Source organism: Streptomyces sp. NPDC019443 (assembly GCF_044389785.1).
Classification (GTDB): domain Bacteria; phylum Actinomycetota; class Actinomycetes; order Streptomycetales; family Streptomycetaceae; genus Streptomyces.
Genome location: NZ_JBIRYJ010000012.1, coordinates 147,187 through 164,615 on the forward strand (window position 1 = coordinate 147,187; position 17,429 = coordinate 164,615).

The following is a 17,429-nucleotide window of genomic DNA, read 5'->3' on the forward strand; positions in this document are numbered from 1 at the left end:
CCAGTGATGGCGGTGCAGAGCCGAAATGTCAGTGCAGAGCAGAAAGGCAGGCCCGCAATGACCCGGGTGCTCGTGGTCGACGACGAGCCGCAGATCGTACGCGCCCTCGTGATCAATCTGAAGGCGCGCAAGTACGAGGTGGACGCGGCCCCCGACGGCGCGACGGCGCTCCAGCTGGCTGCGGCCCGCCACCCCGACGCCGTCGTACTCGACCTCGGTCTGCCCGACATGGACGGTGTAGAGGTGATCAAGGGCCTGCGCGGCTGGACCCGCGTCCCGATCCTGGTCCTCTCCGCCCGCCAGACCTCCGACGAGAAGGTCGAGGCGCTGGACGCCGGTGCCGACGACTACGTCACCAAGCCCTTCGGCATGGACGAACTGCTCGCCCGGCTGCGCGCCGCGGTCCGCAGGGCGGAGCCCGTCGGCGGGGACGACGACGCCGTGATCGTCGAGACGGAGGGCTTCACAGTCGATCTCGCGGCGAAGAAGGTGCACCGCGACGGGCGCGATGTGCGGCTGACCCCGACCGAGTGGCATCTGCTGGAGGTCCTCGTACGCAACACCGGCCGGCTGGTCAGCCAGAAGCAGCTGCTCCAGGAGGTCTGGGGCCCGTCCTACGGCACCGAGACCAACTATCTGCGGGTCTACATGGCGCAGCTGCGGCGCAAGCTGGAGGCCGACCCCTCACACCCCAAGCACTTCGTCACCGAGCCCGGTATGGGTTACCGCTTCGAGCGCTGATCCAGAATCGGATCTCCGGCCGGATCCCGTGTCTGTGGCGGCCGGTACGCTTTCTTGTATGAGTGCCGTACCCCGTTCCGAGAAGGCCGAGAGGCCGGCGAAGCCCGCCGGCCGATTCCGCCGCATGCTCGACCGGCTGTCCACGTCCCAGCAGGACCTCGAGTCCGAGGAACTGCAGGAGGACGCGGAGGCATCGGGGTGTACCCGCATCGCGGAGTGCAACGACCGCCAGATAGTCCGGGTGACTGGTACCTTGCGCACGGTCACCCTGCGTCCGCGGGCCGGGGTGCCCGCGCTGGAAGCGGAGCTTTTCGACGGTACGGCCCCGCTGGACGTCGTCTGGCTCGGCCGGCGGTCCATCGTGGGCATCGAACCGGGCCGCAGGCTCATAGCCTCGGGCCGGATCTCGATGAGCCACGGCCGCCGGGTGCTTTTCAACCCCAAATACGAACTCCGACCGCTCGGACAGGAGTAGCCGGTGACGTCTCTCGACAAGCCGACCACCACGACGAACGACCAGAAGCAGCAGGACAGCGACGCCAAAGCAGTCACGGAGGCAGCGCTGTTCGAGGCCTTCGGCGGCGTGCGCGGAATGGTGGAGACGGTCCTTCCCGGACTGCTGTTCGTCACGATCTTCACGATCAACAAGGACCTGCACATCTCGGCCATCGCGGCCCTGGCGCTCTCGCTGCTGCTCGTCGCGGTCCGGCTGATCCGCAAGGACACCGTCAAGCATGCGTTCAGCGGGGTCTTCGGAGTGGCCTTCGGCGTCATCTTCGCGATGATGACGGGCAATGCGAAGGACTTCTATCTGCCGGGCATGATCTACACGCTCGGCCTGGCGGTGGCATACATCGCGACGACGATCGCGGGCGTCCCACTGATCGGCCTGATCCTGGGCCCGGTCTTCAAGGAGAACCTCTCCTGGCGGACGCGTAACCCGGGCCGGAAGAAGGCGTACGCGAAGGCGAGCTGGGCGTGGGGGCTGATCCTGCTCGCGAAGTGCGCGATCCTCTTCCCGCTCTACTGGTGGGCGGACACCACGCACCTCGGCTGGGTCCTGGTCACCCTGAAGATCCCGCCGTTCCTGCTCGCGGTGTACCTGACCTGGGTCTTCCTGGCGAAGGCGCCGGCGCCGATCGACGTCTTCGCGGAGATGGAGGCGGAGGAACGCGCCGAGAAGGAACGCGAAGCGGCGTCGGCGCAGCGCGAGGTGTAGCCGCGGCCGGCACGTAACCGCGGCCGGACACGCGCGAAGGGGCCCGGGGAACCGATCAGGTTCCCCGGGCCCCTTCGCGTACGGAACCCGTCAGCTCGTCGCGTCCTCGCGGCGGACCGACAGCAGGTCCTCCAGCTGCTCCTCGCGGGCCTGCGCCGCCACGAACAGCAGCTCGTCGCCCGCCTCCAGCGTCTCCTCCGCGCCCGGCGTCAGCACCCGCGAGCCGCGGATGATCGTGACCAGTGAGGTGTCCTCCGGCCAGGCCACATCGCCCACCTGCGTGCCGGCGATCGCCGACTCCGGCGGCAGGGTCAGTTCGACCAGGTTCGCGTCGCCGTGGCTGAAGCGGAGCAGCCGTACGAGATCGCCGACGCTCACCGCCTCCTCCACCAGCGCCGACATCAGGCGCGGCGTGGAGACCGCGACATCGACGCCCCAGGACTCGTTGAAGAGCCACTCGTTCTTCGGGTTGTTGACCCGGGCGACCACCCTCGGCACGCCGTACTCCGTCTTGGCGAGCAGCGAGACGACCAGATTGACCTTGTCGTCACCCGTCGCCGCGATCACAACGTTGCACCGCTGCAACGCGGCCTCGTCCAGCGACGTGATCTCGCACGCGTCCGCCAGCAGCCACTCGGCCTGCGGCACCCGCTCCACCGAGATCGCGGTCGGCGCCTTGTCGACCAGCAGCACCTCGTGCCCGTTCTCCAGCAGCTCGCCCGCGATGGAACGGCCCACCGCGCCGGCGCCCGCAATAGCGACCCGCATCAGTGACCGCCTTCCTCAGGGCCCTCGGCGAAGGCCGCCTCGACCTTCTCGATCTCGTCCGTACGCATCATCACGTGGACGAGGTCGCCCTCCTGCAGCACGGTCTGCGACGTCGGCAGAACCGCTTCCCCCAGCCGGGTGAGGAAGGCGACGCGCACGCCCGTCTCCTCCTGCAGCGTGCTGACCTTGTGCCCTATCCAGGACGGCGAAGTGTGCACCTCGGCCAGCTGCACCCCGCCGCTCGGATCCCGCCACAGCGGCTCCGCGCCGGACGGCAGCAGCCGCCGCAGCATCTGGTCGGCCGTCCAGCGGACGGTGGCGACGGTCGGGATGCCAAGGCGCTGGTACACCTCGGCGCGCCGCGGGTCGTAGATACGGGCCGCGACGTTCTCGATGCCGAACATCTCCCGAGCCACCCGCGCGGCGATGATGTTGGAGTTGTCGCCGCTGCTGACCGCGGCGAACGCACCGGCTTCCTCGATCCCCGCCTCACGCAGAGTGTCCTGGTCGAAACCGACTCCGGTGACGCGGCGGCCGCCGAACCCGGAGCCCAAGCGGCGGAAGGCCGTGGGGTCCTGGTCGACGACGGCGACCGTGTGCCCCTGCTGCTCCAGGGTCTGCGCGAGAGCGGCTCCCACTCGCCCGCATCCCATGATGACGATGTGCACGACCGTCCTTCCGGCTGTCAATGGTCTGGCTCAGGCTTAACAGGGTCTCAGACCGCGGCCCAAGCTACACACGCGCGGTCCGTCCCGGGACCCCTTTGTGCTGCGAGAACGGAGATTCCGGGGGAGAGCGGGGTAGTGAGTGGGCGTCGTCGATACGGAACGCTTACGATCCTCTGCGTGTCCAAACTGACCGACGTGCCCAAACGGATCCTGATCGGCAGGGCGCTGCGCAGCGACAAGCTGGGGGAAACACTTCTCCCGAAGCGCATCGCACTGCCCGTCTTCGCGTCCGACCCGCTGTCCTCGGTGGCGTACGCACCGGGCGAAGTCCTTCTGGTGCTCTCCATCGCGGGTGTGTCGGCCTACCACTTCAGCCCGTGGATCGCAGTCGCTGTCGTGGTGCTGATGTTCACGGTGGTCGCCTCCTACCGGCAGAACGTCCGCGCCTACCCGAGCGGCGGCGGCGACTACGAGGTCGCCAACACCAACCTCGGACCCAAGGCCGGCCTCACCGTCGCCAGCGCCCTGCTCGTCGACTACGTCCTCACGGTGGCCGTGTCGATCGCCTCCGGAGTGGAGAACCTCGGCTCCGCGGTCCCCTTCGTCGTCGAGCACAAGGTCCCCTGCGCCATCGCGATAATCGTCCTGCTGACGCTGATGAATCTGCGCGGCGTGAGGGAGTCGGGCAAGCTCTTCGCCATCCCGACGTACGTCTTCGTCGCCGGCGTCTTCATCATGATTGCGTGGGGCGCCTTCAGGGGCATCGTCCTCGACGACACCATGAGGGCCCCGACCGCCGACCTCGAGATCAAGCCCGAGCACCAAGGGCTGGCAGGCTTCGCGCTGATCTTCCTGCTGCTGCGGGCCTTCTCCTCCGGCTGTGCCGCGCTCACCGGCGTCGAGGCGATCAGCAACGGCGTGCCCGCCTTCCGCAAGCCCAAGAGCAAGAACGCCGCGACCACCCTGCTGCTCATGGGCGCCCTGGCCGTCACCATGTTCTGCGGCATCATCGGCCTGGCCATGGCCACCGATGTGAGGATGGCCGAGACGCCCGCGCACGACCTGCTCCGAAACGGCATCCCGGTCGGCGGTGACTACGTCCAGAACCCGGTGATCTCCCAGGTCGCGGCCGCCGTCTTCGGCGACGGCACGTTCTTCTTCGTACTGCTCGCCGCGGCCACCGCGCTGGTCCTGTTCCTCGCCGCCAACACCGCGTACAACGGCTTCCCGCTGCTCGGCTCGATCCTCGCGCAGGACCGCTATCTGCCGCGCCAGCTGCACACCCGCGGCGACCGGCTCGCCTTCTCCAACGGCATCGTGCTGCTGGCCGGGGCGGCAATCCTGCTGGTCTGGCTCTACGGGGCCGACTCGACCAAGCTGATCCAGCTCTACATCGTCGGCGTCTTCGTCTCCTTCACGCTCAGCCAGACCGGCATGGTGCGGCACTGGAACCGCCATCTGAAGACCGAGAAGGCCCCGGCCAAGCGCCGCGCCATGATCCGCTCCCGCGCGATCAACACCTTCGGCGCGTTCTTCACGGGCCTGGTGCTGGTCGTCGTGCTCGCCACCAAGTTCACGCACGGCGCGTGGGTCGCGCTGCTCGGCATGGTGATCTTCTACGGGACGATGTCCGCGATCCGGAGGCACTACGACCGGGTCTCGGAGGAGATCGCCGCGGAGGAGGAGCGCCCCGACGACTATGTGCGCCCCTCCCGCGTGCACTCCATCGTTCTGGTCTCCAAGATCCACAAGCCGACGCTGCGCGCCCTCGCCTACGCCAAGCTGATGCGCTCCGACAAACTCGAAGCCGTCAGCATCAGCGTCGACGTCGCCGAGACGAAGGCGCTCAAGGAGGAGTGGGAGCGGCGCGGCATCAATGTGCCGCTGAAGATCCTCGACTCCCCGTACCGCGAGATCACCCGGCCCGTCATCGACTATGTCAAGGGGCTGCGGCGCGAAAGCCCGCGGGACGTGGTCAGCGTCATCATCCCCGAGTACGTGGTGGGGCACTGGTACGAGCATCTGCTGCACAACCAGAGCGCCTTGCGCCTCAAGGGGCGGCTGCTGTTCACGCCCGGTGTGATGGTGACCTCGGTGCCGTACCAGCTGGTGTCCTCCGAGGTCGCGAAGAAGCGGGCGAGGAAGCGCCAGGAGTGGAACGCGCCGGGTTCGGTACGGCGCGGGCCGGTGGACCAGCGCCCCAAGGAGCCCAGCGGCAAGAGCTGAGCCATATGAGTGGCGGGCGGCCGGACGAGGCGCACGTAGACTGGTGGGCTGGTCGTCCGGCCGTTTTCCGTTGCACCCCTTGATCTCTGGAGTCCCCCCGCCATGCAGAACGCATCCGAGTCTTCGCTGGTCGGGGAGGAGTACGAGGTCGAGGTCGGCCCCGTCGCGCACGGCGGCCACTGCATCGCCCGCACCGAGGAGGGGCGGGTGCTGTTCGTACGGCACACGCTGCCCGGCGAGAAGATCGTGGCCCGCGTCACCGAGGGCGAGGTGGACTCCCGCTTTCTGCGCGCCGACGCCGTACGGATCATCGAGGCGTCCAAGGACCGCGTCGAGGCTCCCTGTCCGTACTCCGGCCCGGGCAAGTGCGGCGGCTGCGACTGGCAGCACGCCAAGCCGGGCGCGCAGCGGCGGTTCAAGGGCGAGGTGATCGCCGAACAGCTGCAGCGGCTCGCGGGCCTCACGCCCGAGGAGGCAGGCTGGGACGGCACGGTCATGCCGGCGCCGGGGGACAAGCTGCCGGCGGGCGAGGTGCCCGCATGGCGCACGCGCGTGCAGTATGCGATCGACCCGGAGGGCCGCGCGGGCCTGCGCAAGCACCGCTCGCACGACGTCCAGCCGATCGACCACTGCATGATTGCCGCGCCTGGCGTCACCGAACTCGGCATCGAGAAGCAGGACTGGCCGCAGATGGCCACGGTCGAGGCGATCGCGGCGACGGGTTCGAGCGACCGCCAGGTCATCCTCACCCCGCGCGAGGGCGGTCGGCTGCCGCTGGTCGAGCTCGACAAGCCGGTCTCGGTGCTGCGCGTGGACGAACGCGACGGCGGGGTGCACCGGGTGCACGGCCGCGCCTTCGTACGGGAGCGGGCCGACGAGCGTACGTACCGCGTCGGCATGGGCGGCTTCTGGCAGGTCCACCCGCAGGCCGCCGACCTCCTTGTGAAGGCGGTCATGCAGGGCCTGTTGCCGCGCAAGGGCGACATGGCGCTCGATCTGTACTGCGGAGTGGGCCTGTTCGCGGGCGCGATCGCCGACCGCGTGGGCGAGAAGGGCGCGGTGCTCGGCATCGAGTCGGGCAAGCGCGCCGTCGAGGACGCCCGTCACAACCTCCAGGACTTCGAGCGCGTACGCATCGAACACGGCAAGGTCGAACAGGTCCTGCCGCGCACCCGGATCACCGAGGTCGACCTGATCGTCCTCGACCCGCCGCGCGCGGGGGCGGGCAAGCAGACGGTGAAGCACCTCGCGGCTCTGGGCGCGCGGCGCATCGCGTACGTGGCCTGCGACCCGGCGGCGCTCGCGCGTGACCTGGCGTACTTCCGCGAGGGGGGCTACAAGCCGCGCACGCTGCGGGCGTTCGACCTGTTTCCGATGACGCACCACGTGGAGTGCGTGGCGATCCTTGAGCCTGCGGCAAAGGGCGTCTGACCTACAGGTTCGTGCCGTGTGCGTTATATGCGCTGTGGGCGTTACGGGCGATATCTTGACGCATATTCGACGCACATGACGCACGTTTGACACACGTTCTGAGGGGTCGTCACCACGCTGATCCTGCAGCTCACGCAGGATGGCGATCCTTGCCCGCCGTCATCCCTGGCCTGGTCGCTGACCGCGCGGTGCGGGCGCCGCGCTCCTGGGCTGCCGCCGGCCCGGCAGCCCGTCACGTCCACACCCCGCCCCCACCGCGTCCCAGCGCGCGGGGGCAGCACGAAGCCGTGGTCCCGGGCGGACCAGGGCTTCGATTGACGGCCAGGAAGGGGGGAACGGGTATCTGCGGCCCCGGCGCCCGCAGCACGATCCCGTGGGGTCTTTGCAACCCGTGTACGCGTCACCGTGACCAACGCGCCCGGCGCCGGATGGACACGGCGCACTCAGGCGGCGGGGGTGAGTTCGGCGCGGCCGAACAGCAGCGCGAACCCGGAAGGGAGCTGGCGCAGGATGCGGGTGAGGAGGTCGGGGCCGGCCAGGGCGGCGACGGCGGCGAAGACGGCTCCGGTGTCCCAGCGGGTGGTGGCCAGGGAGGCTTCGGCGCGGGCGGCGAGGTCCTCGACGAAGGCCCAGCCGGTCAGGGGCTGGGTGTCGGGGATCTGAGCGCTGAGGAGGCGTGCGGCTTCGAAGGGGAGATGGGCGGCGAGTTCGACGCGCTCGTCGCCCGTCAGCTGGCGCCCCAGTCCCGCGACGACCAGACGGATGGCCTCCTCGGCCCGCTCGCGGGTGGGGTAGGCGCCTTCGTAGCGGACCTTCTCCAGCATCTGCTCGTACGACATCGCGGGCACAGTCTGCAGCGGGACGCGCGGGTCGGGGAACACTTGCTGTGGTTGCCTTTCTGTCGCCGGGATGGTGGTCACCGGGTGAGGGGGTGGGTGATCAGGCGGGCTGGGGGCGTCCGAAGAGGAGGTCGTAGCCCGCGGGGAGCTGGAGCAGGATCTGCCCCAGCAGGTCGTCACCGGCCGCGTCGGCGGCAGTGCTGAGGACGGCGCTGACGTCCCAGGCCGCGGTCTGCTCGGTGGCCCCCTCGATCCAGGCCGCCGTCGCCCGAACGAACCGCTCCGGTGGCAGCGGCTCGGCGCTCTGCAGCGGGTTGAGGAGCATCAGGGCGAAGTCTTCCGGCAGGCGCGCCGCGAGCTGGGCCCGCACCTCGCCGACCAGGTGCGCCCCCAGCAGGGCGAGCACCACGCGGGCCGCGCGTTCTGCTTCCTGCAGGCTGTCGTACTCACCGCGTTCCTTCACCCGGTCGAGGAACGCCTCGCGTCGCAGGGTCACCGCCGCCACCTTCTTCGGTCAATGGGGTGCGGAGGACGGGAGAGGGGGGAGATCAGTGCCCCGTCCTCCGCCGCTGTTCGGCCCTTGTCGCCCTCGGGTCAGCCGGAGATCTCCCTGCGGCCGGATCCGCCGCCGATGGCGATCTTGCGAGGCTTGGCGCGTTCCGCGATCGGGATCCGCAGGGTGAGCACCCCGGCGTCGTAGTCGGCCTCGATGTGCTCGGTGTCCAGCGTGTCGGCCAGCACGATCTGGCGGGAGAAGACGCCCAGCGGCCGCTCCGACAGTTCCATCTGCACGTCGTCGGCCTTCGCAACGGGCCGGCGCTCGGCCTTGACGGTCAGCATGTTCCGCTCGACGTCGATGTCGATCGCGTCCGCGCTGACGCCGGGAATGTCGAAGGCCACCACATACCGGTCGCCCTCGCGGTAGGCGTCCATCGGCATCGGGGACGGCCGCGACCAGGTGCCCGGGCCCGTCAGCTGCTGAGCCAGCCGGTCCAGCTCACGGAAGGGGTCAGTGCGCATCAACATCGTGAAAACACCTCCAGAAGGTTCGGGCAGTTGCTGCCAATGCGCTTCACTGAAATCGTTGTAACATGTCATCCAATGGATGACAAGCACGGTGTCGTCCATTCGATGACAAGCCCGAGGGAGGTGCCCGTGACAGCAGCCGACCAGCCGGCCCCGTCCAGCGCCGACGGCCGAAGCCCGGCCTCGCTCCTCGCCGCTGCGGCGGCCCTGCACGCCATAGACGACGCCCTGCACGCCGCCCGGCAGGAGACCTCCGACACCCCCGCCGCCAGCCCCGGCGCGGGGCAGGCCCTGGCCTCCCTGCTGCTGCTGCGGCAGGTCCGCGAGCAGCTCGCCGGATGGGAGACCGGCCTGATCGAAACGGCCCGGCACGCGGGTGCCAGCTGGGCCGACCTCGCCCACCCCCTCGGCGTCGCCAGCCGCCAGGCGGCCGAACGCCGCTACCTGCGCAACCGGCCCGGCCCCGCCGGAGCCACCGGCGAACAACGCGTCCAGGCCACCCGCGAACGCCGCGCCGCCGACCGCACCCAAGCCCAATGGGCCCGCCGCAACGCCGCCGACCTGCGCCGCATCGCCGGCCAGATCACCGCCCTCACCGACCTCCCCACCGCCGCCCGCCACCCGCTCGACCAACTTCACGCGGCCCTCGCACACAACGACCCCGCCGACCTCATCCACCCCCTCAACGCCACCCGCCCCCACCTGACCACCACCCACCCCGACCTCGCCGCCCGACTCGACACCCTCACAGGTCCCGCCACGGCCCCGCCCCCACCCGACTGACCGAACACCCGCGTCGGAGCAGACGACCGTTCCGGCATCGGGTATCCCGCGTACTTCCTGGTCCTGGCACAGTGATCCTCATGCAACCGCTGCCCACACCGTGTCCGCCCGGCCTGGTCCCGGACGCCACCGACGTCGACGCCTTCAACGCCGCCTACCGGCAGGCCAAGCAGCAGCACCAGGCGTTCGTCGCCGTCGAGGAGCAGGCAGGCGGTGGGCGGTGAAGGCCGAGACACTCAACCGCGGGACTGGACCACACTGTCGTCGACAGCACGTACGACGCGATCCGCGCGGCCGTCATCCAGCTCATCCGCTCCCGCCAGATCCGCGCCGACTCCTCGGCCGGCCCGATCTACTTCGTGCTGTACGACGTGGAGAGCGAGCAGCGGGCCCGTGACCTGGCCGCCGCACTGCACGCCGCGCACCGCCACTCGGCCGGCATCCGTAGGGTCCAGGTCTCGCACTGGCGGCGGCACCGAGCCCCTCTCTTCCGCTTCATGCCGTCCTCGGGGAACAGCATCTTGTCCGGGCGGCTCAACTCGACCGTCCGGCCGCCGACCCTGATGGTCTTCGTGGTCGTCATCCGGTCCTCCCGGTGGGTTGTTCACGGACCACCTCGCGGGCGGGCTTGTCGTCGCGCAGCCCGAGGTAGCGGGGATGGCGCAGCATGCCGTCGCGCGTCCACTCGGTGAAGCCGATCTGGGCGACCAGCTCGGGGCGCACCCAGTGCGCGCGGCGCTCCCGGACCTCGCCGTGGAAGGGCGAGCGGGGCTGTTCGAGATGGTTCAGCCTGGCCCGCAGGGTGCGCAAGGCGGCGGCGTCCCAGCCCGTGCCCACCTTCCCCGCGTAGCGCAGGCGCCCGTCCTCGTAGTAGCCGAGCAGGAGCGCGCCGAAGCCGACCCGGCTGCCGGCTGGTTCGGTGAAACCGCCCACCACGAACTCCTGCCCGCCGGCGCACTTGAGCTTGAGCCAGTCGGTCGAGCGGCGATGGACGTACGACGTATCGGCCCGTTTGGCGATCAGGCCCTCCCAGCCACGCGCGCAGGCCTGGTTAAGCAGTTTGTGGCCGTTGCTGTTGCGGTGCGGTGTATAACTCAGCGGCCGGTGGAAGTCGAGAGCGTCACGGAGCAGGATCTTGCGGGTGCGCAGTGGCAGGCGGGTGGTGTCGTGCCCGTCGAGGCGCAGCAGGTCAAAGAGGTAGAGGGTGACCTTGACGCCGCTGCGTCGGGCTGCGGCCGGATCCGTCAGTCCGCTGCGCTGCTGGAGGCGGGCGAAGTCGGTGCGTCCGCGGTGGAGCGCGACCATCTCGCCGTCCACGGTGAAGTCCGCCCGCTGCTCGGCGGTGAGCGCGTCCACGACTTCGGGATAGGTGTCGTTGAGTGATGTGCCGCCGCGGGAGAGCAACCGCGCCTCTTCGCGGTTGCGGGTGGCCAGCACGCGGATGCCGTCGAGCTTTCTTTCAAAGATCCAGTCGTCGTCGAAGTCCCTGCGATCGGTCAGCGTGGCGAGCATTGGGGCGCCGGGCGCCTGCGCGGCGGGGCGGAGCAGCTCGCGCTGCTCCGCAGGGAGGCGGTCCAGCGGCCCGTTCATCACCGTCCACCGCCCGCCTCCGCCGCAACCTGGCGCAGGGTATGGCCGGTGCGGGCCGAGCGGGCGCGGTGCGGGTCCGGCGTGCCGTCGGCCGCAGCACGCTCGTCGGCGATCTTGACAAGCAGCCAGGCATCCCGGCCGCCGTCCCCGCCGGTACGGATGCGGGTGAGCGAGTAGCCGCCGTGCAGCTTCCGGCCGTACAGCCAGAACGAGGCATGTCCGTCATCGAGGGCCCGGGCGAACGGGATCTCGCGGCCATCGCGATCGGTGGAGAGGTTGCGATAGGTGCCCTCGTCCCAGACGATCACGGTGCCTGCGCCGTACTCGCCCTCGGGGATCAATCCCTCGAAGGTCCGGTACTCGATCGGGTGGTCCTCGGTCGGCGTGGCGAAGCGCCTGTCGTGCGGGTCGTTGGACGGGCCTTTGGGAACCGCCCATGACTTGAGCACACCGTCCACTTCCAGCCGGAAGTCGAAGTGCAGGCTCCGCGCATCGTGGATCTGCACCACGAAAACGGGCTTGTCATCCGACGGCCCGTCGTGGCCGCCCTTCGGCTCGGAAGTCCTGGAGAAGTGGCGTCGGCGGCGGTACTCCGCCAGCGCATCCTGCGGGGTCATCGGGAACCTCCTCCCACGAGCTCGGCATGAGTCGTCGGCGCCACGGGTCCGGTGCTGTTGCACACGATGGGGACGACCACACCGCGACCGGTTACCGGGCTGACCATCCGCCCTCGGTGGCCCATGACCAGCATCCCCGCCGCAACGGCCTCGCACGGTGGTGTGGGGTGTGCCAACGGTGATCGGTCGCGCCCTCGAAGATCTGCCAGAGCCCACACCAGAAGCCACTCTCCGGTCTCCCTCACGCCGGACCGGAAACCGCGGCACGTCAGTGCGTCTTCCCCGCATGGTGCGCATCAACCACGTTGTTCGGGCAGCAGTGAGTACGTGCGTCCCTCCCGGCCCCATTCGCCCCACTCGGGCGTCAGCCCGGCGCCCATGGCGCGCAGGCACGGCCGCCCAATGTGGGCGTGGACCAGGCGCCGCACCTGGCGCCGGGCGGCTTCCCGGCCGACCTCGAGAACGTGGGCGTGGCCGCCGACCCCGCCTCGGAACCGGATCCGCCGACCCCAGCCGGCGGCCTCCGCGAACATCAGGTCGGCACCGCTCGCCCATGACGGAAACTCCCAGAACTCCGGTGCCCACACGGCCACGACACGACACCGTCGGCCTCGATCCTGTAGCCGCAGGCCGGGTGCGCGGTGTGCGCGACCGGACTCGGCCTGGCCACTCCGCCCGCCGCCACCGCCAGCAACTGAGCGCCGAGACACACCCGAGCACCGGCACATTCGCGGCCAGGGCGGTCCGCAGCAGCGCCAGTTCCGCATCGCGCGTAGGGAACCCGTTGTCGCCGTACGCCGACATCGGCCCGCCCATCACCACCAGAGCCTCGACCCCGATGAGGCTCTCCGGCAGAGGATCGCCCTCCCGCACCCGGCACAGTCGCGTGCGCGGCCCTGCCGATTCCAGCGCCGTGGCGATCGCACAGGGGGCCTCGTCGGGCACGTGTTGCACGACTATGACGCTCATCGATCCGTCCCTTCGCCCACTCGATCCACAGATGTATCCCGCATGGCGTGAATGGGCGGCAGATGCGAAAGCGTGCCGCAGTTTCGCCTGGCACATGCAGGATTCTGATCGATCTCACAGTGCCGGTCCAGGGTGTGTGTGACGAGCGTTACCGTCCATGATCGGCCGAGGTCACATAGGCGTAACGGGCATTTCGTACGGTCGGGGGCACGATCCGATCCACAGAGAGGCCACCCGGTGACCACACAGGAGTCGCGGATCGGTAGCGCCCAGGTTCGGACGGTCTGCTCGTACTGCGGTGTGGGCTGCGGCATCGTCCTCGACATCACGTCCGGCCCCGATGGCCGTCGTAAGGTTCTCAAGGCATCGGGCGACAAGGCGCATCCCGCCAACTTCGGCCGACTGTGCACCAAGGGTGCGACGACGGCCGACATGCTGGCCGCGCCCGGCCGGCTGACCACCGCACTGATGCGTCCCGAGCGCGGGGCTGAGGCCGTACCCGCTGGTGTGGACGAGGCGATCACCAGCACGGCACGGCGACTGCGGACCATCATCGACGAGCATGGGCCCGACGCCTTCGCCTTCTACGTGTCCGGGCAGATGAGCCTGGAGGCCCAGTACTTGGCGAACAAGCTGGCCAAGGGCTTTGTCCGCACCAATCAGATCGAGTCCAACTCCCGTCTGTGCATGGCGAGCGCGGGCACCGGCTACAAGCTCTCGCTCGGTGCCGACGGCCCGCCGGGTTCCTATCAGGACTTCGAGCACGCGGATGTCTTCTTCGTCATCGGCTCCAACATGGCCGACTGCCACCCGATCCTCTTCCTACGGCTGATGGAGCGGGTGAAGGCGGGGGCCAAGTTGATCGTCGTCGACCCGCGGCGCAGCGCCACCGCAGACAAGGCGGATCTCTTCCTGCAGATCAAGCCGGGGACCGACCTGGCTCTGCTCAACGGCCTGCTGCACCTGCTCGTGGAGAACCGTCACACGGACGCCGGGTTCATAGCGGGGCGCACCGAGGGCTGGGAGGCGATGCCGGAGTTCCTTGCGGACTACCCGCCCGCCACGGTCGCCGGGATCACCGGCATCCCGGAGGCGGACATCCGCCGGGCAGCGCAGTTGATCGGTACGGCGAGGGAGTGGACGAGCTGTTGGACCATGGGGCTCAACCAGTCCACCCACGGCACGTGGAACACCAACGCGCTGATCAATCTGCATCTGGCCACCGGTGCGATATGCCGCCCCGGCAGCGGCCCGTTCTCCCTCACCGGCCAGCCCAACGCCATGGGCGGCCGCGAGATGGGCTACATGGGGCCCGGTCTTCCCGGGCAGCGGTCGGTGCTGGTGGATGAGGACCGCGCCTTCGTGGAGGAGTTGTGGGGCCTCGAGCCCGGCACTGTACGCAAGGACGGATCCGGCAAGGGCACCGTCGAGATGTTCCAGCGGATGGCGGACGGCCAGATCAGAGCCTGCTGGATCATCTGCACCAATCCCGTCGCCTCGGTCGCCAACCGCAGAACCGTCATCGAGGGGTTGGAGCGGGCCGAACTCGTCATCACTCAGGACGTGTTCGCCGACACCGAGACCAACTCCTACGCCGACGTCATGCTGCCGGGTGCCCTGTTGACCGAGACCGAGGGCGTGCTGATCAACAGCGAACGCAACCTCACCCTCGCCCAGCCGGCTGTGGACCCGCCTGGGGAGGCGCTCGCGGACTGGCAGATCATCGCGCGCATCGCCTGCGAGATGGGCTACGAGCATGCCTTCTCCTACACCAGCGCCGAGGAGATCTTCGAGGAGATCAAGCGCGCCGCGAACCCGAAGACCGGATACGACCTGCGGGGCGTGACCTACGAACGGCTGCGCACCACGCCCGTTCAGTGGCCAGCCGCGACTACCGACGGCTCGGACCGCAACCCGATCCGCTACCTGGGCCAGGACCGCACCGGCCCGGTGTTCCCCACCGCGAGCGGACGGGCCGTCTTCTTCGCCCGCCCGCACATCCCGGCCGCGGAGATGCCCGACGACGACTACCCGTTCGTCCTCAACACCGGACGGCTCCAGCACCAGTGGCACACCCTGACCAAGACCGGAAAGGTCCCCAAGCTCAACAAGCTCAACCCGGCACCGTTTGTCGAGCTCCATCCGGAGGATGCCCGACGGCTGGGGATCGGGGAGGGCGACTCGGTGGAGGTGGCGTCCCGGCGCGGCCGGGCCGTGCTGCCGGCCGTTCTGACGGACCGGGTGCGGCCGGGCTGCTGCTTCGCGCCGTTCCACTGGAACGACCTGTTCGGGGAGTACCTGAGCATCAACGCGGTGACCAGCGACGCCGTGGACCCGATCTCGTTCCAGCCCGAGTTCAAGGTGTGCGCGGTGACACTGGCGAAGGTCGCCACGCCGGTAACCGTCGCTCCGGTGGCAACCGCTGCCGCCCCCGTCGAGGAGTCGGAGGAGTCGGAGGAGTCGGAGGAGTCGGCGGTGATCGTGCCGACCGCCGTCACGCCCGGCACGGCAGCCGTGTTCGGGCTGGAGAGCACACCGCCGCCCGTGCTCGCCGAGCAAGAACGCCAGTACCTGGTCGGGTTCCTTGCCGGGCTGGAGTCGGGTGCGCCCGGTGTTCCCGTGCTGCCGCCCGGCGCGCCTTTCAGTGAGGAGCACGCGCGCTGGGTGAACGGTGTGCTCGCCGGCATGTACTCGCGCGCGCCGCAGACGCCCGCCGTGGAATCGGCGACGACCCCCGGAACACCGCAGGGCCGTGAGGTGGTCGTCCTGTGGGCCTCGCAGACGGGCAACGCCGAGGAGTTCGCCGCCGCGGCCGCCGACCGGCTCACCGCAACAGGACACCGCGCCGCGCTCATCGGCATGGACGACACCGATCCGATGTCCCTCCCGCCCGCCGCGGACCTACTGCTGATCACCAGCACCTTCGGCGACGGCGACGCACCCGACAACGGATCCGGGTTCTGGGACGCCCTGACCGCTGCCGACATCCCGCGCATGGACGGCAGACGGTACGCGGTCCTGGCCTTCGGGGACTCCTCGTACGACGACTTCTGCGGCCATGGACGTCGCCTGGACCAGCGTCTGGACGAGCTGGGGGCCGTACGCCTGGCCCCGCGCACCGACTGCGAACCGGAGTACGAGCCCTCTGCCCACGCATGGCTCGACCACGTTCTCAGCAACCTCACCGCACAACCGACGACCGGCTCGGCCCCCGCCCCGGCTGCCGCACCTGTCCGCAGCGCCAAGCCGGCCCCCGCCGCCGCCCGGCTCACCGGCAACCGGCTCCTCAGCCTCCCCGGCGCGGGCAAGGAGGTCCGCCGGTTCACCTTCGACACCAGCGACAGCGAGACTCCGCTCGCCTACGAGGTCGGCGACGCACTCGGCGTGCATCCCGTCAACTGCCCCGATCTCGTGACCGAATGGCTGGCCGTCACCGGTCTCGACCCTGCCGCCGCGGTCGACGTCGCCGGCGTTGGCGAGATCCTCCTCACCGACGCCCTGCACCGGCACCTGGACATCACCAAGCTCACCCCGGCACTGCTGGGCTTCATCACCGAGCGCACCGGCGACCGCGACCTGAAGAAGATGCTGCGCCCCGACAACAAGGGCGAGCTCGCCCGGTGGTCCTGGGGCCGCCAGGCCGTAGACGTCGTCGCCGAGCACCCCGTCCGCGCCACCCCGAACGAGTGGGCTGGTGTTCTCAAGCGCCTGCAGCCCCGCCAGTACTCGATATCGTCCAGCCCGCTCACCGACCCCCACCAGGTGTCGCTGACGGTCTCCGTCGTCCGGTACGAGAACGTCCACGGCCGCTTCCGCAAGGGTGTGTGCTCGCCGTTCCTCGCCGATGCCGTCGACGACGCCACGGTGCCGGTCTTCGTCCAGCGCTCCCCGCACTTCCGGCCTCCGGCGGACCCCGGCACCCCGATGGTGATGGTGGGCCCCGGGACCGGAGTGGCTCCGTTCATCGGCTTCCTCGAAGAACGCCGGGCCCGCGGCCACCGCGCCCCCAGCTGGCTCTTCTTCGGAGAACAGCACCGCGCCACCGACTTCTACTACGAGGACGAACTGGCCGCCTTCCTCGCCGACGGCACCCTCACCCGCCTCGACACCGCCTTCTCGCGCGACCAGCGCGCCAAGATCTACGTTCAGGACCGGATACGCGAACACGGTCCCCAGCTCTGGTCCTGGCTCCAGGACGGCGCACACTTCTACGTCTGCGGCGATGCCGCGCGGATGGCCAAGGACGTCGACCAGGCACTGCGCGACATCGCCGTCTCCCACGGCGGCCTCGACGAGGCCGGGGCGGCTCTGTACGTCAAGCAGCTCGCCGCCGACAAGCGGTATGTCCGCGACGTCTACTGATCCGTGTTGGTCGAGTAGGAGTGGGCTCCGGTTCCCGCCAGGGCACCCTGGTCATCGTCCGCCCGGTTCGCGCGCGGCGGGATCGGCTCAGAGGGCCACTACGGTTGCTTCGGCAGCGGCCGCTGAGACGGCCGTTTCCGGCGGCCGAGCGGACCGGTGCCCCACCCGCCTGTTGCGAATGGGGCACCGG

General features: G+C 69.7%; 17 protein-coding genes. 8 read left to right on the plus strand and 9 right to left on the minus strand.

All coding sequences use genetic code 11. The features are described 5' to 3' along the window. The first annotated feature begins 57 nt into the window (after positions 1-57). The 3 genes from ACH492_RS30085 to ACH492_RS30095 are packed head-to-tail and all read left to right on the plus strand — an operon-like array spanning position 58 to position 1,960. Positions 58-741 (plus strand): response regulator, encoded by a 684-nt coding sequence (locus tag ACH492_RS30085; RefSeq protein WP_398991036.1) that lies wholly within the window; start codon positions 58-60, stop codon positions 739-741. A gap of 58 nt (positions 742-799) precedes the next feature. Next, on the plus strand, positions 800-1,216 hold the full coding sequence (locus ACH492_RS30090) for an OB-fold nucleic acid binding domain-containing protein (protein WP_307660640.1): 417 nt from the start codon (positions 800-802) through the stop codon (positions 1,214-1,216). A 3-nt stretch (positions 1,217-1,219) separates the two neighbouring features. Further along, positions 1,220-1,960, plus strand: coding sequence for a DUF3159 domain-containing protein (locus ACH492_RS30095; RefSeq protein ID WP_398991038.1), 741 nt, complete (start codon positions 1,220-1,222; stop codon positions 1,958-1,960). A 90-nt stretch (positions 1,961-2,050) separates the two neighbouring features. Here the strand turns inward: ACH492_RS30095 and ACH492_RS30100 are convergent, their stop codons facing one another. Next, on the minus strand, positions 2,051-2,728 hold the full coding sequence (locus ACH492_RS30100) for a potassium channel family protein (protein WP_398991040.1): 678 nt from the start codon (positions 2,726-2,728) through the stop codon (positions 2,051-2,053). After that, a complete protein-coding gene (locus ACH492_RS30105; protein WP_307660637.1) occupies positions 2,728-3,396 on the minus strand; it encodes a TrkA family potassium uptake protein in 669 nt (222 codons plus the stop codon). Before ACH492_RS30105 ends, ACH492_RS30100 begins: the two co-directional genes overlap by 1 nt. Positions 3,397-3,573: 177 nt before the next feature. On the opposite strand from ACH492_RS30105, the gene ACH492_RS30110 reads away from it, so the two are divergent. After that, positions 3,574-5,622 (plus strand): APC family permease, encoded by a 2,049-nt coding sequence (locus tag ACH492_RS30110; RefSeq protein ID WP_398991042.1) that lies wholly within the window; start codon positions 3,574-3,576, stop codon positions 5,620-5,622. Between the two features lie 102 nt (positions 5,623-5,724). After that, positions 5,725-7,053 carry a class I SAM-dependent RNA methyltransferase gene (locus ACH492_RS30115; RefSeq protein ID WP_398991044.1) on the plus strand — a complete coding sequence of 443 codons (1,329 nt, stop codon included), beginning with the start codon at positions 5,725-5,727 and terminating at the stop codon, positions 7,051-7,053. A gap of 443 nt (positions 7,054-7,496) precedes the next feature. Here the strand turns inward: ACH492_RS30115 and ACH492_RS30120 are convergent, their stop codons facing one another. The 3 genes from ACH492_RS30120 to ACH492_RS30130 all read right to left on the minus strand — a co-directional run bounded on the left by ACH492_RS30120 (position 7,497) and on the right by ACH492_RS30130 (position 8,918). After that, entirely contained in the window at positions 7,497-7,892 is a 396-nt protein-coding gene (locus tag ACH492_RS30120) for a DUF2267 domain-containing protein (protein WP_398991046.1), read from the minus strand. 100 nt (positions 7,893-7,992) lie between these two features. Next, positions 7,993-8,388 carry a DUF2267 domain-containing protein gene (locus tag ACH492_RS30125; RefSeq protein WP_398991048.1) on the minus strand — a complete coding sequence of 132 codons (396 nt, stop codon included), beginning with the start codon at positions 8,386-8,388 and terminating at the stop codon, positions 7,993-7,995. Between the two features lie 98 nt (positions 8,389-8,486). Then, positions 8,487-8,918 (minus strand): Hsp20/alpha crystallin family protein, encoded by a 432-nt coding sequence (locus ACH492_RS30130; protein ID WP_398991049.1) that lies wholly within the window; start codon positions 8,916-8,918, stop codon positions 8,487-8,489. Between the two features lie 129 nt (positions 8,919-9,047). Here ACH492_RS30130 and ACH492_RS30135 point away from each other — a divergent pair, with 129 nt between their 5' ends. Together ACH492_RS30135 and ACH492_RS30140 are read left to right on the plus strand one after the other, a co-directional pair. Then, entirely contained in the window at positions 9,048-9,701 is a 654-nt protein-coding gene (locus ACH492_RS30135) for a type III effector protein (protein WP_398991052.1), read from the plus strand. An 80-nt stretch (positions 9,702-9,781) separates the two neighbouring features. Further along, complete coding sequence (locus ACH492_RS30140; RefSeq protein ID WP_398991054.1) at positions 9,782-9,925, plus strand: hypothetical protein; 144 nt, start codon at positions 9,782-9,784, stop codon at positions 9,923-9,925. A 128-nt stretch (positions 9,926-10,053) separates the two neighbouring features. Here the strand turns inward: ACH492_RS30140 and ACH492_RS30145 are convergent, their stop codons facing one another. The 4 genes from ACH492_RS30145 to ACH492_RS30160 all read right to left on the minus strand — a co-directional run bounded on the left by ACH492_RS30145 (position 10,054) and on the right by ACH492_RS30160 (position 12,501). Next, the gene (locus tag ACH492_RS30145) at positions 10,054-10,284 is read right to left on the minus strand and encodes a hypothetical protein (protein ID WP_398991055.1); all 231 of its coding nucleotides are present in this window, start codon (positions 10,282-10,284) and stop codon (positions 10,054-10,056) included. Further along, positions 10,281-11,291: a non-homologous end-joining DNA ligase gene (ligD, locus tag ACH492_RS30150; RefSeq protein ID WP_398991057.1), complete on the minus strand. Its 1,011-nt coding sequence runs from the start codon at positions 11,289-11,291 to the stop codon at positions 10,281-10,283. Before ligD ends, ACH492_RS30145 begins: the two co-directional genes overlap by 4 nt. After that, a complete protein-coding gene (locus ACH492_RS30155; RefSeq protein ID WP_398991059.1) occupies positions 11,291-11,908 on the minus strand; it encodes a DNA polymerase ligase N-terminal domain-containing protein in 618 nt (205 codons plus the stop codon). Before ACH492_RS30155 ends, ligD begins: the two co-directional genes overlap by 1 nt. Before the next feature lie 296 nt (positions 11,909-12,204). Beyond that, on the minus strand, positions 12,205-12,501 hold the full coding sequence (locus ACH492_RS30160; protein ID WP_398991061.1) for a hypothetical protein: 297 nt from the start codon (positions 12,499-12,501) through the stop codon (positions 12,205-12,207). A 688-nt stretch (positions 12,502-13,189) separates the two neighbouring features. Between ACH492_RS30160 and ACH492_RS30165 the strand changes: the two genes are divergently transcribed. Further along, positions 13,190-17,239: a molybdopterin-dependent oxidoreductase gene (locus ACH492_RS30165; protein ID WP_398991099.1), complete on the plus strand. Its 4,050-nt coding sequence runs from the start codon at positions 13,190-13,192 to the stop codon at positions 17,237-17,239. Positions 17,240-17,429 lie beyond the last annotated feature (190 nt).